Source organism: Actinomadura luteofluorescens, assembly GCF_013409365.1.
GTDB lineage: Bacteria > Actinomycetota > Actinomycetes > Streptosporangiales > Streptosporangiaceae > Spirillospora > Spirillospora luteofluorescens.
Genome location: NZ_JACCBA010000001.1, coordinates 6,522,195 through 6,542,556 on the forward strand (window position 1 = coordinate 6,522,195; position 20,362 = coordinate 6,542,556).

Consider the following 20,362-nt stretch of genomic DNA (forward strand, 5'->3'; position numbering starts at 1 on the left):
CCTCTGTGCGGCCTGACCCCGGCGCCGCCTGAAACCCCTTAGCCATAGGGCCGTCCCGCTCCGCAGGGGGCAGGATGGCCCTATGGATTTGGTGGAGTTCCTCCGCGCCCGGCTCGACAGGGACGAGCAGATGGCCCGCGCCTGCTCCGGCGCCCCCTGGAGGGCGGCCCCCTCCGGCACGGTCAGCACCGACACCGGCGATCCCTCCGACGACAGTTCCTCCCACGTCGCGACGGCGGACAACGACGCTTACGCCGAGCACATCGCCCGCCACGACCCGTCGCGCGCGCTCGCCGAGGTGGCGGCCAAGCGCCAGATCCTGGACGACTACGAGAAGCAGGCCTGGATCCTCGGCCAGGGCCACCGCACCCCCGAGCTCGACGCGGCGCGGTCCGTTCGCGAGGCGGTGCTGCGCCTCCTCGCGCTGCCCTACGCCCACCACCCCGCCTACCAGGAGGAATGGCGGCCCTAGACGTCCGTGATCAGCGCCGGGTGGCCCGGATCGTCCACCTTCAGGACGACGTCGGCGGTGCGCACGGGGGCGACCTCGGCGTCATAGCGCGCGTAGGCGGGAAGCGTCCACGCCTGGTCGTCCGCCGTGCGGCGGGCCAGCGCACCGCGCGACAGGGACAGGTGGACGGTCAGCTCGAACGGCAGCCCCCGGCCGAGCAGCAGCGAGCCGTCCAGCAGCAGGACCCCGCCGGGCCGGACGCGCACGTAGTCCGCCCTCGTCGCCCTGTCGAGCGCCGCGTCCCACAGGCTCGGCAGCACCCGCCCCGTGCCGGACGGCTCCAGCGGCCCCAGCACCTCCCGCACGAGCCCGCCCACGTCGAGCCACTCGTCGTAGAGGACGTCCGGATCGTCCCGCCCGTGCTCGAAGCGCAGCGACGCCGGGCGCAGGAAGTCGCGCGCCGACACCCGCACGACGTCCCGTCCCAGGGCGCGCAGCGGCGAGACGAGGGCGTCGGCCAGGTCCGAGGGCGCCGCGGGCGGCGCCCCGTCGATCACCACCCGCGACCAGGAGCCCGTCCCGGACGCCGCGATCCGGTCGGCCAGCTCCTCGACCACCAGGGACGGCGAGATCGGTCGTGCGCGCACCACCTCATCCTGCCCGCAACCCCGGGCGCGCCTGACACACCGGCCCCTCGGAATGTAACCTCGGTACCGGGCCGAGAGGCGCTGCAACGGGCGAGAGCCCGCCACGCTCGGCCCGAGATACCCGACCCCGCAAGGGCGCCTCCCAGATTCCATGGGAGGTGCTCGAAAACAATGACTCAGACTCCATTGCGCGAACTTCTTGAGCAGCGGATCGCGGTGCTGGACGGCGCCTGGGGCACGATGCTCCAGGGCGCGGGCCTGACCCCCGGCGACTACCGCGGCGACCTCATCGGCGACGACCACGCCAAGGACGTCACCGGCGACCCCGACCTGCTGAACCTCACCCGCCCCGACGTGATCCTCGACGTTCACCGCCAGTACCTGCGGGCCGGCGCCGACATCACGACGACCAACACCTTCACCGCGACCAGCATCGGGCAGGCCGACTACGGCCTGGAGAGCCTGGTCCGGGAGATGAACGTGCAGGGCGCCCGGCTCGCCCGGCAGGCCGCCGAGGAGTTCGGCGGCCGCTACGTCGCCGGCTCCATCGGCCCGCTGAACGTCACGCTCTCGCTGTCCCCGCGGGTCGACGACCCGGCCTACCGCGCCGTCACGTTCGACCAGGTCAAGGACGCCTACGCCGAGCAGATCGGCGCGCTCGCCGAGGGCGGCGTCGACCTGCTGCTGATCGAGACGATCTTCGACACGCTGAACGCGAAGGCCGCGATCGCCGCCGCCCGCGAGGTCGCCCCGGACCTGCCGCTGTGGATCTCGGTGACCATCGTCGACCTGTCCGGCCGGACGCTGTCCGGGCAGACCGTCGAGGCGTTCTGGCGGTCCATCGAGCACGCCGAGCCGCTCGTCGTGGGCGTGAACTGCTCGCTCGGCGCCGACGAGATGCGCCCGCACGTGGCGGAGCTCGCGCGCCTGGCCGGCACCTACACCGCCTGCCACCCGAACGCGGGCCTGCCGAACGCCTTCGGCGGCTACGACGAGACCCCGGAGGAGACGAGCGGCAAGGTCGGCGAGTTCGCCGCGTCCGGCATGGTCAACGCCGTCGGCGGCTGCTGCGGGACGGGCCCCGACCACATCGCCAGGATCGCCGAGGCGGTGCGGGGCATGGCCCCCCGCGAGGTCGCCGCCCCCGGCGCGGCCAGCCGGTTCAGCGGCCTGGAGCCGTTCGCGATCGGCGCCGACACCGGCTTCGTCATGATCGGTGAGCGCACCAACGTCACCGGCTCCAAGAAGTTCCGCAAGCTCATCGAGGCGGGCGACCACCAGGCCGCCGTGGACGTGGCGCTCGACCAGGTGCGCGGCGGCGCGAACCTGCTCGACGTCAACATGGACGCCGACCTGCTCGACAGCGAGCGGGAGATGACGACGTTCCTCAACCTCATCGCCACCGAGCCCGAGGTCGCCCGCATCCCGATCATGGTCGACAGCTCGCGGTGGAGCGTGCTGGAGGCGGGGCTGAAGACCGTCCAGGGCAAGGGCGTCGTCAACTCCATCAGCCTCAAGGAGGGCGAGGGCCCGTTCCTGGAGCAGGCCCGCCGCATCCGCGACTTCGGCGCCGGCGTCGTCGTCATGGCCTTCGACGAGACGGGCCAGGCCGACACCACCGAGCGCAAGGTGGCGATCTGCGCCCGCGCCTACGACCTGCTCACCCGGGAGGTCGGGTTCCCGGCCGAGGACATCATCTTCGACCCCAACGTCCTCGCCGTCGCGACCGGCATCTCCGAGCACAACGGCTACGCCAAGGCGTTCATCGACGCGCTGCCCCTCATCAAGGAGCGCTGCCCGGGCGCCCGCACGAGCGGCGGCATCTCCAACCTGTCGTTCTCCTTCCGGGGCAACGACGTCGTCCGCGAGGCGATGCACTCGGCGTTCCTGTTCCACGCCGTCCGGGCCGGGCTCGACATGGGCATCGTCAACGCCGGGCAGCTCGCCGTCTACGAGGACATCCCCGCCGACCTGCTCGAACTGGTCGAGGACGTGCTGTTCGACCGCCGTCCCGACGCCACCGACCGGCTCGTGTCGTTCGCCGAGAACGTCAAGGGCGAGCGGACGAAGCGGGAGGTCGACCTGTCCTGGCGGGACGCGCCGGTCGCCGCGCGCCTCTCCCACGCCCTCGTGCACGGCATCATCGACTTCATCGAGGAGGACACCGAGGAGGCCCGCCAGGAGGCCGAACGTCCCCTCGACGTCATCGAGGGCCCGCTGATGGACGGCATGAAGGTCGTCGGCGACCTGTTCGGCTCCGGCAAGATGTTCCTCCCCCAGGTGGTCAAGAGCGCCCGCGTGATGAAGCGGTCGGTCGCCTACCTGGAGCCCTTCATGGAGAAGGAGAAGCAGGAGGCGCTCGCCGCGGGGCGCGCCCACAGCGACCGCGGCCAGGGCAAGATCGTGCTGGCGACGGTCAAGGGCGACGTGCACGACATCGGCAAGAACATCGTCGGCGTCGTGCTCGGCTGCAACAACTACGACGTCGTCGACCTCGGCGTCATGGTCCCCGCGGCCAAGATCCTGGAGACGGCCGTCCAGGAGGGCGCCGACGCCATCGGGCTGTCCGGGCTGATCACCCCGTCCCTGGACGAGATGGTCTCCGTCGCCGCGGAGATGGAGCGCCGCGGCATGCGGCTGCCGCTGCTGATCGGCGGCGCCACCACGTCCCGGCAGCACACCGCCGTGAAGATCGCCCCCGCCTACGAGGCGACGACCGTGCACGTCCTGGACGCCTCCCGCGTCGTCGGCGTCGTCTCCGACCTGCTCGACGGCAAGCGCGCCGCGGCGCTGGACGCCGCCAACCGCGAGGAGCAGGCCCGGCTGCGCGAGCAGCACGAGAACAAGCAGCGCCGCCCCCTGCTCACCGTCGAGAGGGCCCGCGAGAACCGGGAGCGGGTCGACTTCGGCGACCTGCCGACGCCCGACTTCACCGGCGTGCGGATCGTCCGCCCCGAGATCTCCGCGATCCGCGAGATGATCGACTGGCAGTTCTTCTTCCTGGCCTGGGAGCTCAAGGGCAAGTACCCGGCGATCCTCGACGAGCCCGTCGCGCGCGAGCTGTTCGACGAGGGCAACGAGCTGCTCGACCAGATCATCGCCGACGGCGCGTTCGAGGCCCACGGCGCCTACGGCTTCTGGCCGGCGCACTCCGACGGCGACGACATCATCCTGCCCGGCGCCGCGCGCTTCCCGATGCTGCGCCAGCAGACGTCCAAGCCGGCGGGACGCCCCAACCGCTGCCTCGCCGACTACATCGCCCCGTCCGGCGACCACCTCGGCGGCTTCGCCGTGACGATCCTCGGCGCCGAGGACCTCGCCGCGAAGTACGAGCAGGACAACGACGACTACAAGTCGATCATGGTGAAGGCCCTCGCGGACCGCCTCGCCGAGGCGTTCGCCGAGTACGTCCACCTGGAGGCCCGCCGCGCCTGGTTCGAGCCCGGCGCCGACCCCGTCCTGGAGGACCTGCACGCCGAGCGGTTCCGCGGCATCCGCCCGGCCCTCGGCTACCCGGCGAGCCCCGACCACAGCCTCAAGCAGACCCTGTTCGACCTGCTGGACGCGGGCCGCCTCGGCATGAAGCTCACCGAGTCGTACGCGATGGCCCCGGCCGCCAGCGTCAGCGGCCTGATCTTCGCGCATCCGGCGTCGCGCTACTTCACGGTCGGGCGCGTCGGCAGGGACCAGATCGAGGACTACGCCCGCCGCTGCGACCTCCCGGTCGCGGAGGTCGAGCGCTGGCTCGCCCCCAACCTCGCCTACGACCCGTCCTGACGGCCCTTCACCGTTCCGTCGGCGCGTCTCGGCGGAACGGTGGGGGTGGACCGGCGCCGCGTCCGTTCCGGCCGGAACGGACGCGGATGTCACCGGGTGATGGCACGATGCCCGCGTGGAGATACAGGCACTGATCGACCAGCTGGCCGGGCCCGACCACAAGGCGGCGGGCGACGCGCTCGTGGCCGTCGGCGAACCCGCCGTCCGGCCCGTCCTGGCCGTCCTCTGCGACGAGGACTCCCCGGTCGACTGGGCCACCAGCGCCACCGTCCTGCGGCGCATCGGCCTTCCCGCCCTCGGCCCCCTGGTCGAGGCCATGGCGGCCGCGCCCACCGGCGAGGTCGCCCGCCGCTGCGGCTGGGCCCACTGTGGCCTGGAGATCGCCGATCTGGCCGCCTTCGTCCCCGGCCTGAGCCACCCGAGCCCCGAGGTCCGCGCGAACACCGCCTACGTCCTGCAGCTCAAGGGAGAGGCGGCCCTCCCGCACGCCCCCTCCCTGCTCGCCCTCCTGGACGATCCGGACGACGACGTCCGGCAACGCGTCATCTGGGCCATCGAGGGGATCGGGCCGGGCGTCATCCCGCTCCTGCGCCAGATCCGCCGTTCCCGCGGCACCGCCCGCCGCCGGGGCCTGGAGGCCCTCGCCGCGATCGGCGGCCCGTCCGCGCTGGACGACCGTGACCTGGCCCTGCTCCGGCGGCTGATCCGCGTCAAGCTCGCGACGGAGACACCCGAACCCATGCACCTGTGCGGCACCTGGTACGCCGTCCCCACCGGCGACCGCGACGCCGTCCTCGACGCCTTCGACCTCTCCGAACCCGAACCGGTCACGATGCGGCTCGGCGCGTCCGCCTGGAACCACGACCACCACGTCTCGCGCGGCGACCACGGCCCCTGCCGCCGCGTCTACGTCACCCCGTCCCTGGACGGCTGGACGCTCGTCTTCGGCGACCCCTTCCCCGACCATGAGGACGACATCGACGTTTCCGCGATCCAGGACCACTGCCGCGACCTGAGCCGCCGCTTCGGCACGGCCCACTGGTACGGCGCGAGCTGCGGCGACGAGTGGACGGCCTGGTGCGTCGCCGAGGGCGGCGACGTGGTCCGCTACTACGACGTCTTCGAACCGGACGACCAGATCGGCTCCCACCCCGCCGAGGACGGCTACGTCCTCCCGCACGACGACGCCTTCCCCGACGACGCCTTCGACGGCATCGACCTCCACGACAGCGCCGGCTTCCAGGCCCGCTACTTCCAGGTCAAGAAGGATCTCGGCATCCCCGACGATTGCCACGCCACCACTTTCGCGGCCCGCGCCTCGGTCGACCCGTCCGCCCTGGGCCCGCGAACGTCCGTCCAGGGGCACGCCGTCCTGGCCCTGACCTCCTGCGGCCTCCGCCACGGCCACCCTCCCGGCGCCCTGCGGATCTGACCCGGCGGGCGCCGGTAGGATCACCTGCCCATGGACGCGAGCGCCGGAATCGAGATGGTCGACGTCCCGGCGGGGACGGTGACGCTGTCGGACCGGCGGACGCAACGCAGCTGGCCGGTCGACCTCGCGCCCTACCGGCTGGGCGTGTTCCCGGTCACCCGGGCGCAGTATGCCCAGGTCAGCGCAGAGCGGCCGAGCGCCGTCGGAGAGGGGCGGCTGCCCGTCGAACGCGTCTCGTGGCTGGACGCTGTGCGATTCTGCAACGCCCTGTCCTGGCGTGAGGGACTGGCGCCCGCGTATCGGCTCGACGCCGACGGCGAGGGCGCCGAGTGGGACGCCTCCGCCGACGGGTACCGGCTGCCGACCGAGGCCGAATGGGAGCACGCCTGCCGCGCCGGCACGACCGGCCCGCGGTACGGGCCGCTCGACGAGATCGCCTGGTATCGCGGGAACGCCCAGGAGCACGTCCACGACGTGGGTGGCAGGCGGCCCAACGCCTGGGGCCTGTACGACATGCTGGGGAACGTCTGGGAGTGGTGCTGGGACCTCTACGACGCCGAGGTCTACGGCGCCTACCGGGTGCTCCGGGGCGGCGGCTGGTCCGACGAGCACTGGAGTTGCCGGGCCTCGGTGCGGCGCCGCAGCCACCCGACGTTCCAGATCGACGACGTGGGCTTCCGCCTGGCGCGTTCCGTCGCGCGCTGAGGGGCCCTTCAAGGAGGCCCCCGCCCGCACGCCTGCGGACGGTAGATCATTCGTTTTTGCTGGCCAGTGGCGCTTTTTGTCGTTTTAGTCCCGATTCCTCGGGCTATGCCGACAGTGACGGGGGAAACCGGCAGGGAAGCGAAGGCTGATCATGACGGAATCGGGCACGGGGGGCAACGGCAACGCGCAGGACCTCCCGGTCGACCAGCTCAAGGACGCCGCCCGCGCCCTGGCTCAGGCGCTCATGGTGCGGGCACTGGAGAAGGCGAGCGGTCAGATCGGGAGCCTGACCGAGCGGCTGGACGGCGGTGACGGCGGGGGAGTCGCCGGGAAGGCGGCGGCCACCGGCGCGAAGAAGCTCGCCGAGGGCGAGTCGCCACTCAAGGCCGGCCTCAGCGCGGGCGCCACCGGGGCCAAGGAAATGGTGAAGGACAAGGTGAAGAGCGCCGTCGGCGGCGGCGGCAAGGGCAAGGGCGGCGGCCAGGGCAAGATGAAGGTCACCAACATCATGGAGGAGTTCGACGTCGGACTGCCCCGGCGCGTGGCCTACGACCAGTGGACGCAGTTCGCCGACTACCCGAGCTTCACCAAGAAGGTGGAGAGCGTCGAGCAGGAGTCCGACGAGAAGATCAACTGGCGGGCGCAGGTCTTCCTGTCCCACCGCACCTGGGAATCGACGATCATCGAGCAGGTGCCCGACGAGCGGATCGTCTGGAAGTCCAAGGGCCCCAAGGGCTACGTCGACGGCGCCGTGACGTTCCACGAGCTGGCGCCGTCCATGACACGGGTCCTGCTGGTGGCCGAGTACCACCCGGACGGCTTCTTCGAGAAGACCGCGAACATGTGGCGCGCCCAGGGCCGCCGCCTCCGCCTGGACTTCAAGCACATCAAGCGCCACATGATGACCAAGACGCTGCTGGAGCAGGAAGAGGTCGAAGGCTGGCGCGGCGAGATCCGCGACGGCGAGGTGGTCAAGACCCACGAGGACGCCCTCAAGGAGGAAGAGCAGGCCGAGGAGGCGAAGTCGGAGGCCCAGGCCGAGGGCGAGGAGAAGAAGCCGGACGAGCGGGCCGAGGAGCCGAAGGCAGAGCAGGAGGACGAGAAGGAGAAGCCGGAGGCCGAGCAGGAGGAGAAAGAGGCGGAGAGCGCCCGCGCCTGACGTCTTCGCTGGTGGAAGGTGGCGCTGAGGGGGCATGTCAACCCTCGGGGCCAGGATCGAACATCGGGGGGAACGATGAGCGACGGCGAGTCCGGCAAGGCTGATCGCGAGCGGAACGAGTCCCGCGACGACTCGGAGGGCCTGACCGGGAGGACCCTGCAACCGGACCGGCGGGCGCAGCCCCCGGAGGGCCCGGACGTCCATCTCGACGTCCCGCAGCTCAAGGTGGAAGAGATCTCCCTGGAGGTCGAGAACCTTGAGGCGCACGTCTCGCTCGTCGCCGAGGTCCTCGACCTGCTCAAGCTGAACGTCGGCGCGGACGTGTTCCTCGGCAGGGTCAAGCTGGAGATCAAGGGCGTCGAGGCGGAGGCCGAACTCCAGGTCCGGCTCGACAACGTCGCCATCATCGTCGACCGCGTCCTCACCACCCTCGACCGCAACCCGGAGATCCTCCAGCACATCGGCCGCGGCCTCGAGTCGGCGGTGAGCGACATCGGCTCCGGCACCGGCAGCGCCGTGGGCGAGGTCGGCAAGGGCGCCAGGGGCGCCGTGGAGGACGTCGGCCGCGGAGCCGGCGGCGCCGTCGAAAGCGTCGGCGAGGGCGCCGGGGGCGCGGTGAAGGACGTCGGCGAGGGCGCGGGCGGCGCGGTCAAGGAAGTCGGCAAGGGCGCCGGCGAGGGCGTCAGCGAGGTCGGCCGAGGCGCCGGGCGAGCCGCCGAAGAGGTGGGCGAAGGCGCCGGCGAGGGCGTCAGCCAGGTCGGCAAGGGCACCGGCCGCGCCGCCGAACACGTGGGCGAAGGCGCGGGTGAAGGTGTTGGGGAAGCGGGCAAGGGCGCGGGCCGTGCGGCCGAGCAAGTCGGCCGGGGCGCGGGCGAAGGCGTAGGCGAAGCGGGCAAGGGCGCGGGCCAAGCGGCCGGACAGGTAGGCAAGGGCGCAGGCCGCGCCGCCGAAGGTGCAGGAGAGGGCGTCCGGGACGCAGGCAAGGGCGCCGGACAAGCCGCCGAAGCCACGGGCGAGGGCGTCCAGGACACGGTGGGCCAAACAGCCGAAACCGCAAAAGGCGCCACCGACACGGCGACGTCCGAGGACTCCTCCCAAGAAGGCAAGGAGAAGGAAGAGCCCGAACCCTCGTCAGAGCAGACGGAGCCAAAGCACCCATCCGATCAAGACAAGGAAGAAGCGGAGCCAGAGAACTCCTCCAACCGGGACGCGGAAGAGGCGGAGCCAGAGCCCTCCGACCGGGATCAGAAGGGAACGGAGCGAGAGGACTCCGCCAAGCGGGACGAGGAGGAAGCGGAGCCGGAGAAGCCGTCCGACGACCGGGGCAAGGAGAAGGCGGAGTCGGAAGAATCATCCTCCGAGCGGGACGAGGAGGAAGCGAAGTCCGGCGACGAGGACAAGCCGGAGGGCGAAGAGAAGCCGGAAAGCGGAGCGGACAAGCCCGACGGAGAGCAGGAGATCACGGCGCTGCAAGGCGCCCTGCGCGAGACAGAGGATTCGGTCCGCGACCTGGGCAAGGCCCTCCTGCGGATGCTCTCCCAGCAAGGCACGCGCTCATGAGCCCCGGCGACCGCCCCGACGCCGACCTTCAGCGCACGGCGGACATCCTCTTCACCGCCAAAGTGAAGGCCGACGAACTCCGCTTCGAAGAGGCCCCCCGACGTCTCGGTGACCTTCACCGAGGGCTCCTCCGACGACTCCACCTCCGGAAGCACCCGCACCAACCTCCCGGACAAGGTCAAATCCCAGACCACCTACCAAGACATCCAGATCGACTACGCCATAGCCGCCAAGCTCACCGATCCCGAATGACCTCGACCCCGGCTTCACTCCGGGGTCATGAGGGTTCGCGCCTCGCCGAACCACGCATGCCGGGCTGTCTCGTCCCTAAGCACCCTGGGAATGTCCACAGCCACATATGTCACTCGCGCCGCAACGGTGCCGTCCCTTCGGCGCAGGCTGACCGTCTTCGGCGGCATCTGGCCTTCGCTGGCGTAGACGATGAAGGTGTGTGGCGGCTCGTCTGGATTACTGGCAGCCTGCGCGTACACGAAGCTCTGATAGAGGTCGGACGAAGAGACCTGTTTGTCCGCGTAAAGCTTGTACTTGGCGTCCACCGGGCGGAGCCGACGACCGTGAACGAGTTGAACGTCCGGACGTATCTCGGTGTAGGAGTTGCCGCTCTCACCCCTGATCGCCCCTGGCAACGTCTCCTGAGCGCGTACGACGACTCCCGTCCCGCTTAAGGCGTCGTGCAGCAGCTGCCTCACGAACTCCTCGAAGAGCGTGTTCATATCGACCATGAAGGCGTGGGTCGTCCGCCCGGACTTCGTGTTCCGGTCCGTGAACGCCGCCCCCTCCAGGAGCATTCGCGCCCACCGATGCGCGTTCCGGTAGTGCTCGTTGGCCCGGTGATAGGTGAGACGCTCCACCACCGACCGGGCATCGAAGCCGCCGATCGTGCAGACACCGGAGAAGTCGGCGGCAAGCCGTCGCGCGGTCGCGCGCACGTCCGCGTCTTGCGCGGTACGGGCGGCGACGTGCAGAGCCGCCGCGCACAAGCGGTTGTCGAGGATGTCGCCGCTCCGCTCGTCATACCGGCATTCCAACCGGTCGAGCATCCCGAACCGCCGTGCCACCTGGCGCTCCACCAGCAGTCGGCCCCGCAGAGCCGGAAGGGCCTCCTCCCGCCGCAGGTAGTCGCGCCGCAGCCCGTGCCGGAGGAGCCGGTCGCATTCCCGCGTCAGCAGCAGGCACACGAGGTCCCGCAGACTCCGCCCTTCCCCGAGCCGCCGCAGCAGCGGAAGCTCTCGCAGCGAGTGCAGCCCGGCTGCGTAGTCGAGCATTTCCAGCACATCGAGTTCCGACCCCGCGAGCTTGGGCTGGACGCGAACGGACACGCAGTCGAGATTCACCACTCCCACATGGGACCCCGCCTCGATCTCCAGAGTGCCGTCCCGAAGCCAGCGCAGTCTGATCCGCTTGGCCAACTCCTCGGATTCGACGACCGCGAGATCCACCGGGCTCGGGTCGAGATCCTTCTCCCGGCACTTTCCGTACTCGGGAACGACGACCGTCCTCATTACTCGCCCGAGCTCGCCTGAAGTTCCGCCGAGAGCGCCTCGACCAGCCGTTCGTCGCTCAGGGCCTGTGACGGTGTGGGCCTGCACGTCCACGATCTCCTGACCGAGGAACCGGGAGAGCACCGAATAGTCGTCATAGGCGTACTCCTGAAGGAGCGGGAGCACCTCGGTGCGGACGACGGCCGCCAACTCCGCCTCACTGTCGACGGGCTTGCCGCCCGGCATGAAGAACGAGTGTCCGATCTGGCGTTCCCGTCCCAACTCTTTGACGACACGACGGTTGAGTTCCCGCAGCAGCAGTCCCAGGTCCACGTCGCCGACCTTCTCCCCGTCGAGGAGGTCGGTGTCTGGCAGCAACTCGTGGAAAGCGAACCGCCGTCGCAGAGCGGAGTCCAGGAGCCGGATACTGCGGTCGGCCGTGTTCATCGTCCCGAGGACATGGACGTTGGACGGGACGGCGAACCGTCTCCCGGTCGGCAGCGTGATGTGAATCCCCCGCTTGTCATGCTCCAGCAGGGTGATCAGTTCCCCGAGGATCTTCGGGATGTCCCCCCGGTTGATCTCGTCGATCAACAGCAGGTAGGGCCGCTCCGGATTCGCCGCGGCGGCCTCGCACACCCGCTTGAAGATCCCGTCCCTCAACACCAGCCGCAGCCCGCCGTCGCCGCCCTCAACCGGTCGGAACCCCTCGATGAAGTCCTCGTACCCGTACGCGGGATGAAACGTCACCTGCGTCAGGTGCCCGCCGTCCTGGAGCGCGTCCAAGGCCCGCCTGAAGCCGGCCGTACCGTAGTCGGCGAGCGGGTCCAGCTCCGTCTCCGGCATCCGCGTCGCAAGCCACCAGATAGCGAACCGCAGACTCGTGTACGTCTTCCCCGTCCCCGGCGGCCCGTACAGGACGACCTGCTTCTTTCGCGCGAGAAGCTCTGCGATATCGGTCAACAGTTTTTCGGCCGGAACGATCGCCGGCCCGACCGGGTCTATCACCACACCCTTCCGTAGGGACTTCCACAGCTCCGCCGGGACTTTGGCGACGGTGACCGTGGCCCACGATTTCTGTGGTTCGGGCAATGTCTGCGCATAGCCCGTATCCCAGTTGACGGAGACGGTGTGTTGGTATTCACTGCGGTCGTCACGCCATCTGTAGCCCTCCTGGTTGACCGTCCCGACCGCGAGAACTTCCCTGGTTCCCCTGTTGGCCACCACAAGGTCGCCCGGCTTCAGTTGGTAAAGCCGCCAAACTTCATTCGCCTTCGCCGAAATCTTGCTCTTGTTGCCCTTGTAGTTGTAGGCCTCCGCGAACGCGGCACGAAATTCATCTTCGGAGCCGAACTCGGTCAGGTCGCCGACGTCCTCCCAGCCGATACAGATGTATCCACCCGACAGGCACTCGTCCCAGAACCTGGCATTCTCGCCCGGTGCGACCTTGAGGATGGTCGTGCCGGCGGGCCGGGGGTCGGCCCAGTCATACAGGAAGATTCCGATCTCGTAGGGGTGCCACCCGTCGAATCGCTTGTCGTCGTCGATCACCTGCTTCAGCCGGTCATGCGCGGCGAACGCGTCCAGATGAGCACTTTCTCCGGACAGGTGGAAGATGAACGCTCGAACATGGTCCCGGCTGGTGATCGGGAGTAGCGCACCGGGGAGGTAGCAGCTGATCGCTTTCGCGGTGAGCGCCGGCCCTGGACGCAGGGAGTCGATGGCGTCGATATCGGTGAGGTGCCCGGCTCGCATGGTCTCGAAGGCTTTGACGAAACCCGCTCGTACCTTTTCCCAAGCTTCTTGTTCATTGTCGTATTCGGAAGGGTACCGCCATGTGGCTTCCTTCTTGCGCCGGTAGATGATGTGCTTTCCGGCGTGTCCACCTCGCATGCTGCACAGTTCAGGAGTTCCGAACTCCATCCGGTAACAGAAAGAGTCCTTGTAGACGTCGGTTCCCAAGGCGTACCGCTCAAGATGCATCGTCGGCCAGGCGTCCAACGGAAAGTCGCGCACCACTTGCGAGACTTCGGCCTCGGCTTCGGTGATCCGGGAGGCGCAGGTGTTGCGGTCGAACTCCGCAAGCGCCTTGGACAGCGCCTTGGCCGGCGTGGTGAAGTTGTCGACGGAGGTGAGCGGCACGAGCGTGCACGTCTGGCATACCTTGGAGACCGGGCGCCCCGCTCCGTTGCGCAGCCCGGTGCCCTCTGCGAACGCGTGCCGCCCTTGCGCGTCGTCCGCCGATGCGGCCTCCAAAAGGCGCCGCCACAGGTCCCCTTCCGGATCGGGATAGACCCTCCACCGCTCCTCATACCCACCCATGTGGGTGCAGTTCCGACTGTGATGAAGCGCCACCCCGTCGCTGGCCGGGCAGATCACCTCCCCGGAGGAGGGGGTCAGTTCGTAGGACTGCCCGTCGTAATGGACGATGTGCCGTCCGTCGGGAGTCTCGTTGACGGTGACGCTCAGCCCGGTACCCATCCTCAATTGGTAGCGGACCGTCGCTGGGTGCGTTCAAGCCGTACACGCGCCTGTTGGTGGCCGGATTGGGCCACCCGTACGTACCAAGGCATATCCAGGCACAGGGGACGCTGATTCGATCGAATGTTCGAGAACTGGAGTGTGTGGCCGCTCGGCGGTCTAGGGTCGCGGGGTGGGGAACTCTGGGAATGCTGAGCCCTGTGGCGGGTTCTGGGCTGATTCGGCCCGGATACGGGCCGGTTACCTTGCCGGTGTGCCGACGCATGCGCTGGTGATGAAGGTCGCCGAGGAGGTCGGCGAGGTCGTCGAGGCCTATCTGGGAATGACCGGCGGCAATCCCCGCAAGGGCGTCCACAAGACCGCCTCGGACGTCCTGGACGAGTTGGCCGACGTGATCCTTTCCGCCGCCGTGCCCATGGTCGAGCTGGCCGGAGGCCCTGAACAGGCCGCACAGCACATGGCCAGGCGGCTCGGCGTCGTGTCCGCCCGCGAGGTCGCCGGGGTGGCGGCGAGCGGCTGGCACGGATCTTTCATCGCGCCGCACGTCCTGTTGCGGCGCGAGGACGGTGCGGTGCTCATGCTCCGCCGCCACAACACCGGTTACCGCGACGGCTGGCTCTGCCCGCCCGCTGGACGGATCGAGCCCGGCGAAGACGTCCTGGCCGCGGCGATCCGCGAGGCCGGGGAGGAGACCGGCGTGACGCTGCACCGCGACGACGCCGAGTTCTGCCACGTCCTGCACCGCACCGCCGCGTCGTTGCCGGGGCCCTGCCATGCGGTCAGCGACTACTGGTTCACCTTCCGGCGCTGGGTGGGCGAGCCGCGCGCGGCCGAACCCGACAAGGCTTCGGAGGCGCTGTGGATCGACCCGGCGGCCCCACCCGCCGACGTGATTCCCCACTGCGTGCAGGCGCTCGCGGCCATCGGGCGGGGGGAGACCTTCGGCGTCCACGGGTGGACGCCGGATTCCTGAACGCGGAGCCGCGGCGCGCCGTCCGTCACGACCCCTCCCCATGACGGCTGACACGCCGCGACCACTGGTTATTCGTCGGGACGGTCACCCGCGGATGCGGCACCGGACCAACTTTCCGCCGGTCAGACCGCCGGCGCCTCCAGGACCGCCGCTCGACATCGCTGTCCGCGTCGTGACGTCTCCCGCTGAGTCAGCGCAGCAGTGTGTTCCGCAACGTGATGCCGTGCAGGAGGCGCAGCCTGCGCAACTCGTAGTAGGCGAGGGCGGACACCGTCAGCGGCGCCCCCAGCAGTAGCACCAGGGCCAAGACATGCGGAATCCCCTTGAAGGAGTCGTTGAACAGGTTGACCACGGCCATCACCCAGGACACCGACACGTTCACCAGGGGCGGCACCACCTCGTGGATGTCGGCCGTCCGGAACACGTTGGTCAGTGACAGGACGATGCCGTAGAGGACGAAGGGGAGCATCCAAAGGACGAGGACCACTCCCACAGGGATCATCACCGCAGGTCCCGCCGCGTCGCGCGCACCCTCCAGGTCGGGCACGGCCGCGAGCACGAACGTGAACATGGAGCCGAACATGGCCGCGACCGCGATCAACGGGTAGCGGATCCGGCGCGCGAACGCGCCCCGGTTCGGAGGCCGGGCGGCCAGGACGAAGGCTCCCACGACCACCGGCAGGACGCAGGTGAGGATCAGGACATTGATCCAGGCGTCGTCGAACCGCTCGTCGGCCAGGGCCTGGGGAGCGGTGACCCGGTAGATCGCGGCCACGGCGAGGGTCACCACGATGCCTGCCCAGGCGCGGACGACCTGCAACTTCCGGACGCGGGCGTCGACGATCAGGTCCGGCCGCGAAGGCTGGAACACCGCCCGCGCGGCGAGGAACGGGTTCAGTTTCCGGAGGATCCGTCCCGCCCGGGACGGCGGCCGCGGGGGCGGCGGAGGTCCGGGTGGCCGGTACGGCGGGTACGGGGGCGGAGGCTGCGGCGGAGGGCCTTGCCGCCAGGGCGGCGGAGCGCCGTACCCGGGATGAGGCGGCCTGTGTCCGCCTTGACCCCATGACGGACCAGCGGGACCTGTCACCAAGGGCTCCTCAGGGGTGTTGTCGCAGATGCGGGGATACCTGGCTCGGAACGTGTTCCGTCGGGAGCAGGCGAAGGGACGGCACGGGCGGGTGCCGGACCTCGTGAGTCGGACGTTCGTGGCCTCACCACGTCCTCGGGCCCTACCGTGCCGAGAGCGCCCCTCCCGGCAACGGCTGCGATTCCCGAAGAGGACCGTCGACCGGCGACGAAAACGGGGGCCTGGCAGTGCCAGGCCCCCGTTGGGCGAGGACCGGCCGGTGCCGGGCCCCGCGAGCTGATCAGTCGCGGGCGCGGACGGCGCCGACGACGACACCCGCGCCCACGGCGCAGGTGCTGATGATGAGGTTCCCGAGGCTGCCGGCGAGGGTCTCCCCGCCGATGGGCCCGGGCAGAGTGATGACGGCGACGCCGGAGGCGGCCAGGGCGACGCACGCGACGGCGGCGGCGACCCCGGCGATGACGGTGCCCAGGGCGATGCGGAAGACGTTCTTCCGCATGCGGGCGCTGTCGATGCCGACGAAGGCGCTGCAGTACGCGCCCCCGGCACCGGCGATGACGCCGATGCAGGCGCCGAGGACGGCCTTGTAGACGAGGAAGGCGGGGTTGCCGGCCTCGAAGGGGTCGATCCCGTAGCTGTGGTGGAGGTCGGCGAGGAGGACGGCGTAGTCCATCCCCTCGATGAAGCCCCCGACCAGGGCGCCGGCGAGGGCGCCCATGACGAGCGAGATCAGCCGCCGCCTGTTCGCCGAGATCGACCGGCCCGCGTTCTTCGCGATGAGCCGAAGCTTTTCCATGTTGACACCCCTGTTTGGGTCGGGGTGCGCGTGCCTGGCACGCACACCGGGTTGGTTGTCGGACGTTCGTGGCCTCACCACGTCCTCGGGGCCTACCGTGCCGAGCGCGGCCGTCCTCGCAACGTCCGGCGCACGGACGAGCGCCGCGCACGAGCCCGAGAGACCTTGGTCAACGGGCCTCGGGGCTTGACTCCGGGTCCACTCCCCGGACTGTCCGCAGGGATGTAGCTCAGCTCTTCACCGCCCATCCGATGGGAGACAAACCATGGCCCCGAACTTCACCCCCGCCGACATGCGTCACCTTCTCAACGACCAGCGTCGCCGGGCGGCCGAGGCGGAACAGCAGCAGTGGGTGCAGGCCGGCGTCGTCAAGCCGGCGGACGTCCATCGCCTGACCAGGCTCATCACCCTCCTCGCGAACGGGTGGTTGAGCTTCGAGAAGGAGCGCCAGGCGCGGCGCCTCATCAGCCAGATCCGAGAGAGGCTGCACGAGATCGCTCGCATCTGCGAGGAGGGTGACCCGATCCTGGGCCTCGGCTCTCGCTGGGTCGGCCTCCTCGGATACGACCGGCCGCGCAAGGGCCGGCCCGGCTTCCGGGAGCTGATGGGGCCGAACTGCCGCACCGGCCTCGCGCTCGCGCGGGAGACGAAGTCCCTGTTGGCGGCCAAGTGCCCCGACATGGTGGAGGACACTCCGCAGGGCGAGGCGGAGGCCGTCGGCGTCCAGCCGGCGGACCTCGGCATGCTGGTGGCGCTCATGTTGCTCCTCCAGAAGGCCACCGCCTCGCCGGACTCCGCTCGCGAGCAGGAGATCCAGCGCCTCGTATCCAGGATCTGGACGAGGCTGCAAGCAATCGCCGCGAACGAAGGCGACGACTCCGAGTTCCAGGACGTCGTCGATCGGTGGCGGAAGTTCTACCAGCTGGACCAGCCGCTCGACGAGCGGATCGGCATCCGGATTCTGGTGGAGACGGAGGGCGACTTCGCAGTCGCACTCGCCCAGGCCACGCACCTCATCCTGGGCCTCAAGCGCCCCGACGGGGCGCACGGCGCCCTCCTGGAGAACCTCTTCGGGTAGACGCCGCGCACCTGGAGCGCGGCACGGGACCCCCCGTGCCGCGCTCCACCCTCGTCCGCGACCGCCGCCCGGCAGGGGAAGGGGCGATCGCGGTCACGCGCCAGGCCGCCATGCCTGCCTCGAACTCGGCGGCGCCGAGCGGGTGGCTGAAAGAAGTCGGGCGCGTGCAGCGCGGCGGCCTCGTCGAACCGTCGGCTGTCGAAGCATTCCCGCATCCGCCGCACCAAGGTGCCGGCGTCCTCGCCCGTGGTCATCGGCGCGATTCCTCAGCCCCAATCCCAACGCGGCCCGTCCGGCCGCTGCCCGCCGTCGACAAAAGCGTAACGCATAGGTTACGCTTTCGTCGTGGACGACGTGGTGAGGGCGATCGCGGACCCCGTGCGCCGGGAGATCCTGGTCATGCTGCGCGGCGGCCGGCTCACGGCGGGGCAGATCGCCGGACGCTTCGAGATCAGCAGGCCGGCGGTGAGCCGCCACCTGCGCGTGCTCCGGGAGAGCGGGCTGGTGCGCGACGAACTCGTCGGCCGGGAACGGCTCTACGAGATCGACCCGGCGGAGCTGACCCACCTCGCCGCGTGGCTCGCTCAGTTCGTCCAGCCGCGCGGCTGGGAGCACCGCTTCGACGCGCTGGAGACGGAGGTCCACCGGACCCGCCGCGAACGCCGCGCCACCGGCACCCCCGATGAGAAGAAGGAGAACACCGCATGAACCCTCGACCCACCGGCAGGCTGGTTCGCGCCGCCACTGGAAGTGATCTCGTCCTGACCCGTTCGTTCCGGGCCTCCGTCGAGGACGTGTGGGCCAGCGTCACCGAGCCCGAGCGCACGGCCCGCTGGTTCGGCCCGTGGAAGGGCGACGCCGCCCCGGGCCGGACGATCCAGGTGCAGATGTCGTTCGAAGACGAGGCGCCGTGGTTCGACATGCACATCGACGCGTGCGAGCCCCCGCATCGTCTGGCCATTTCGGCGACGGACGAGCACGGTACCTGGCGCATCGAGCTGCTGCTGTCCGAGGCAGACGGTTCGACCCGGCTGGAGTTCGTGGAGCATCTCGACACCGAGGAGCAGATCGGCGAGAACGGTCCGGGCTGGGAGTACTACCTGGACAGGCTCGTGGCCGCGCGCGACGGCTCCCCGGAGCCGGACTTCGACGCCTACTATCCCGCCATGAAGCCGTACTTCATCGACCAGATCGGGCAGGACCCGGCCGGCTGAACGGAGTTGAGACGGTACGGGGGCCTGGCAGCGCCAGACCCCCGTGGGTGCGTCAGTCGTCGGTGCGGGTGGTACCGACGGCGAGCCCCGCGGCGTAGCCGCAGAGGCCGATGAGGAAGTCGCCGGGCGTGACGGCGCCCTGAGGGCCGATCGGACCGCGGACGGCGATGCCGACGGCGGCCAGGACGACGAACGCGACGCAGGCGAGGACCCCGGCGATGACGGCGCCACCGGCGAGGCGGACGAAGAGCTTCCGCACGCGGGGGTCTTCGAGGACGCGGAGGACGACGCCGACGGCGCAGGCGGCTCCGATGGCGCCGCAGGCGGCACCGATGACGGCTCCCTCGACGACGTGGTCGCGAAGGAAGTCGAGGTAGTTGAACGCGAAGGCGTCGATCTCGTGGCGGTGGTGGAGGTCGGCGATGAAGGCGGCGTAGTCCAAGCCCGCGACGAGGCCGCCGACGGCCGCGCCGGTGAGGACGCCCACAGCGACCGAGATCAGCCACGCCCTGCTCGCCATGATCAGCGAGCGCGCTTTCGTCGAGATCCGCCGAATCCTCTCCGGCGAGACCGGCTGGAACCTGTCCATGTCGGATTTCCTTTTTGGGTCGTGGTGCGCGTGCCTGACACGTGCACCGGGGTTGTTTGTCGAGCGGGCGTGGTTCACCACGGCCCTGGCTCCTACCGTGCCGAGTACGGCCTTCCCGGCAAACGACTGGGCGCGCAGTCCGCGGGGCGTCAACCGGTGGGCCCCACTCATGCTTGGGGCAGACATGTCCAGCCAGCCTCCTGACCCCGACCCGGCGACGGCTCCCCGGCGCGACCGGGGGTTGCGGGCCGACGCGCGCCGCAATCGCGAGCGGGTGCTGCGGACCGCCCGGCGGCTCGCGACGGAGGGGCTGACGGCCGAGGCGGAGGCCCTCGCCGCCACCGAGTTCGACCTGCGCACCGCCGCCCCGCTGAGTGGCAGGCCGCGTCGAACCTCCGGAGGGTCGCGGGTGCGTGCCTTGTTCACCCGCAAGTCATGGTCGGATGCGAGACCAGATCCACTTGCCGCCGGCCGGGTCGCCAGTGACGCCGCACTTGGTCGAGAGCGCCTGGACGATGTGGAGGCCCCACCCGCCGTTGTCGTCGAACGCCTCCTCGGAAAGGTCGAGGTCTTCGAGGGTGAGTTCCTTCGCCGGCTTGGCCTGCGGGAGGACGTGGTCGGAGTCCCAGACAGCGATGACGATGCCGTCCGCGTCCCGGCTGAGCTGGAGACGGATCTCCCTGTGCGGCGTCTGGCGCGCCGCGTTGGTGACGAGTTCCGAGACGACGAGAAGCGCATTGTCGAGAATGTGAGAATAGTTCCAGTTGCGGATTCGCGCGTCCACAAGGGTGCGCGCCAGCCCCACTGCGGACGGTGTCCCCATAAGAGGCATAAGTAGATCCCCGCTCGCCGTCATCGCCATCGTCCCCGCCCTTGTCCGAGATTTCGATTTCCTATGACAAGGATCACCG

The 20,362-nt window shown here is 69.9% G+C and carries 17 protein-coding genes and 1 riboswitch; of the genes, 11 read left to right on the plus strand and 6 right to left on the minus strand.

The genetic code is table 11. The features are described from left to right. The first annotated feature begins 82 nt into the window (after positions 1 to 82). Complete coding sequence (locus BJY14_RS30410; protein ID WP_179846751.1) at positions 83 to 472, plus strand: DUF6221 family protein; 390 nt, start codon at positions 83 to 85, stop codon at positions 470 to 472. On the opposite strand, the gene BJY14_RS30415 is transcribed toward BJY14_RS30410, so the two are convergent. After that, complete coding sequence (locus BJY14_RS30415) at positions 469 to 1,098, minus strand: nucleoside/nucleotide kinase family protein (protein WP_179846752.1); 630 nt, start codon at positions 1,096 to 1,098, stop codon at positions 469 to 471. The two genes, BJY14_RS30410 and BJY14_RS30415, sit on opposite strands and share 4 nt — an antisense overlap. Before the next feature lie 67 nt (positions 1,099 to 1,165). Beyond that, a riboswitch (S-adenosyl-L-homocysteine riboswitch) is annotated at positions 1,166 to 1,246 on the plus strand. Positions 1,247 to 1,269: 23 nt separating this feature from the next. Here BJY14_RS30415 and metH point away from each other — a divergent pair. The 6 genes from metH (at position 1,270) to BJY14_RS30445 (ending at position 9,983) form a co-directional block, all read left to right on the plus strand. Then, on the plus strand, positions 1,270 to 4,875 hold the full coding sequence (metH, locus tag BJY14_RS30420) for a methionine synthase (protein ID WP_179846753.1): 3,606 nt from the start codon (positions 1,270 to 1,272) through the stop codon (positions 4,873 to 4,875). Between the two features lie 115 nt (positions 4,876 to 4,990). After that, positions 4,991 to 6,307 (plus strand): HEAT repeat domain-containing protein, encoded by a 1,317-nt coding sequence (locus tag BJY14_RS30425; protein WP_179846754.1) that lies wholly within the window; start codon positions 4,991 to 4,993, stop codon positions 6,305 to 6,307. A 30-nt stretch (positions 6,308 to 6,337) separates the two neighbouring features. Further along, positions 6,338 to 7,012: a formylglycine-generating enzyme family protein gene (locus BJY14_RS30430; RefSeq protein ID WP_179846755.1), complete on the plus strand. Its 675-nt coding sequence runs from the start codon at positions 6,338 to 6,340 to the stop codon at positions 7,010 to 7,012. A 151-nt stretch (positions 7,013 to 7,163) separates the two neighbouring features. Next, entirely contained in the window at positions 7,164 to 8,171 is a 1,008-nt protein-coding gene (locus BJY14_RS30435; protein ID WP_179846756.1) for an SRPBCC family protein, read from the plus strand. 75 nt (positions 8,172 to 8,246) lie between these two features. Next, positions 8,247 to 9,731 carry a hypothetical protein gene (locus BJY14_RS30440; RefSeq protein ID WP_179846757.1) on the plus strand — a complete coding sequence of 495 codons (1,485 nt, stop codon included), beginning with the start codon at positions 8,247 to 8,249 and terminating at the stop codon, positions 9,729 to 9,731. Positions 9,732 to 9,839: 108 nt separating this feature from the next. Further along, entirely contained in the window at positions 9,840 to 9,983 is a 144-nt protein-coding gene (locus BJY14_RS30445) for a hypothetical protein (RefSeq protein WP_179846758.1), read from the plus strand. A 14-nt stretch (positions 9,984 to 9,997) separates the two neighbouring features. Here BJY14_RS30445 and BJY14_RS30455 read toward each other — a convergent pair whose 3' ends face one another. Beyond that, positions 9,998 to 13,714, minus strand: coding sequence for a 5-methylcytosine restriction system specificity protein McrC (locus BJY14_RS30455; protein WP_218905652.1), 3,717 nt, complete (start codon positions 13,712 to 13,714; stop codon positions 9,998 to 10,000). Between the two features lie 253 nt (positions 13,715 to 13,967). Between BJY14_RS30455 and BJY14_RS45780 the strand changes: the two genes are divergently transcribed. Further along, on the plus strand, positions 13,968 to 14,687 hold the full coding sequence (locus tag BJY14_RS45780) for an NUDIX domain-containing protein (protein ID WP_179846760.1): 720 nt from the start codon (positions 13,968 to 13,970) through the stop codon (positions 14,685 to 14,687). Between the two features lie 190 nt (positions 14,688 to 14,877). Here the strand turns inward: BJY14_RS45780 and BJY14_RS30465 are convergent, their stop codons facing one another. Together BJY14_RS30465 and BJY14_RS30470 are read right to left on the minus strand one after the other, a co-directional pair. Then, entirely contained in the window at positions 14,878 to 15,558 is a 681-nt protein-coding gene (locus BJY14_RS30465) for a hypothetical protein (RefSeq protein ID WP_179846761.1), read from the minus strand. A gap of 496 nt (positions 15,559 to 16,054) precedes the next feature. Then, the gene (locus tag BJY14_RS30470) at positions 16,055 to 16,570 is read right to left on the minus strand and encodes a hypothetical protein (RefSeq protein ID WP_179846762.1); all 516 of its coding nucleotides are present in this window, start codon (positions 16,568 to 16,570) and stop codon (positions 16,055 to 16,057) included. Between the two features lie 265 nt (positions 16,571 to 16,835). Here BJY14_RS30470 and BJY14_RS30475 point away from each other — a divergent pair, with 265 nt between their 5' ends. The 3 genes from BJY14_RS30475 to BJY14_RS30485 all read left to right on the plus strand — a co-directional run bounded on the left by BJY14_RS30475 (position 16,836) and on the right by BJY14_RS30485 (position 18,862). Continuing rightward, positions 16,836 to 17,648, plus strand: a complete 813-nt coding sequence (locus BJY14_RS30475) for a hypothetical protein (RefSeq protein WP_179846763.1) — start codon at positions 16,836 to 16,838, stop codon at positions 17,646 to 17,648. 345 nt (positions 17,649 to 17,993) lie between these two features. Beyond that, positions 17,994 to 18,356, plus strand: a complete 363-nt coding sequence (locus BJY14_RS30480) for a metalloregulator ArsR/SmtB family transcription factor (RefSeq protein ID WP_179846764.1) — start codon at positions 17,994 to 17,996, stop codon at positions 18,354 to 18,356. After that, a complete protein-coding gene (locus BJY14_RS30485; protein ID WP_179846765.1) occupies positions 18,353 to 18,862 on the plus strand; it encodes an SRPBCC family protein in 510 nt (169 codons plus the stop codon). The genes BJY14_RS30480 and BJY14_RS30485 overlap by 4 nt, the downstream gene beginning before the upstream one ends. A 52-nt stretch (positions 18,863 to 18,914) precedes the next feature. Here BJY14_RS30485 and BJY14_RS30490 read toward each other — a convergent pair whose 3' ends face one another. Beyond that, entirely contained in the window at positions 18,915 to 19,451 is a 537-nt protein-coding gene (locus tag BJY14_RS30490) for a hypothetical protein (protein ID WP_179846766.1), read from the minus strand. 433 nt (positions 19,452 to 19,884) lie between these two features. Continuing rightward, positions 19,885 to 20,313, minus strand: coding sequence for an ATP-binding protein (locus tag BJY14_RS30495; protein ID WP_179846767.1), 429 nt, complete (start codon positions 20,311 to 20,313; stop codon positions 19,885 to 19,887). Between the last annotated feature and the right edge of the window lie 49 nt (positions 20,314 to 20,362).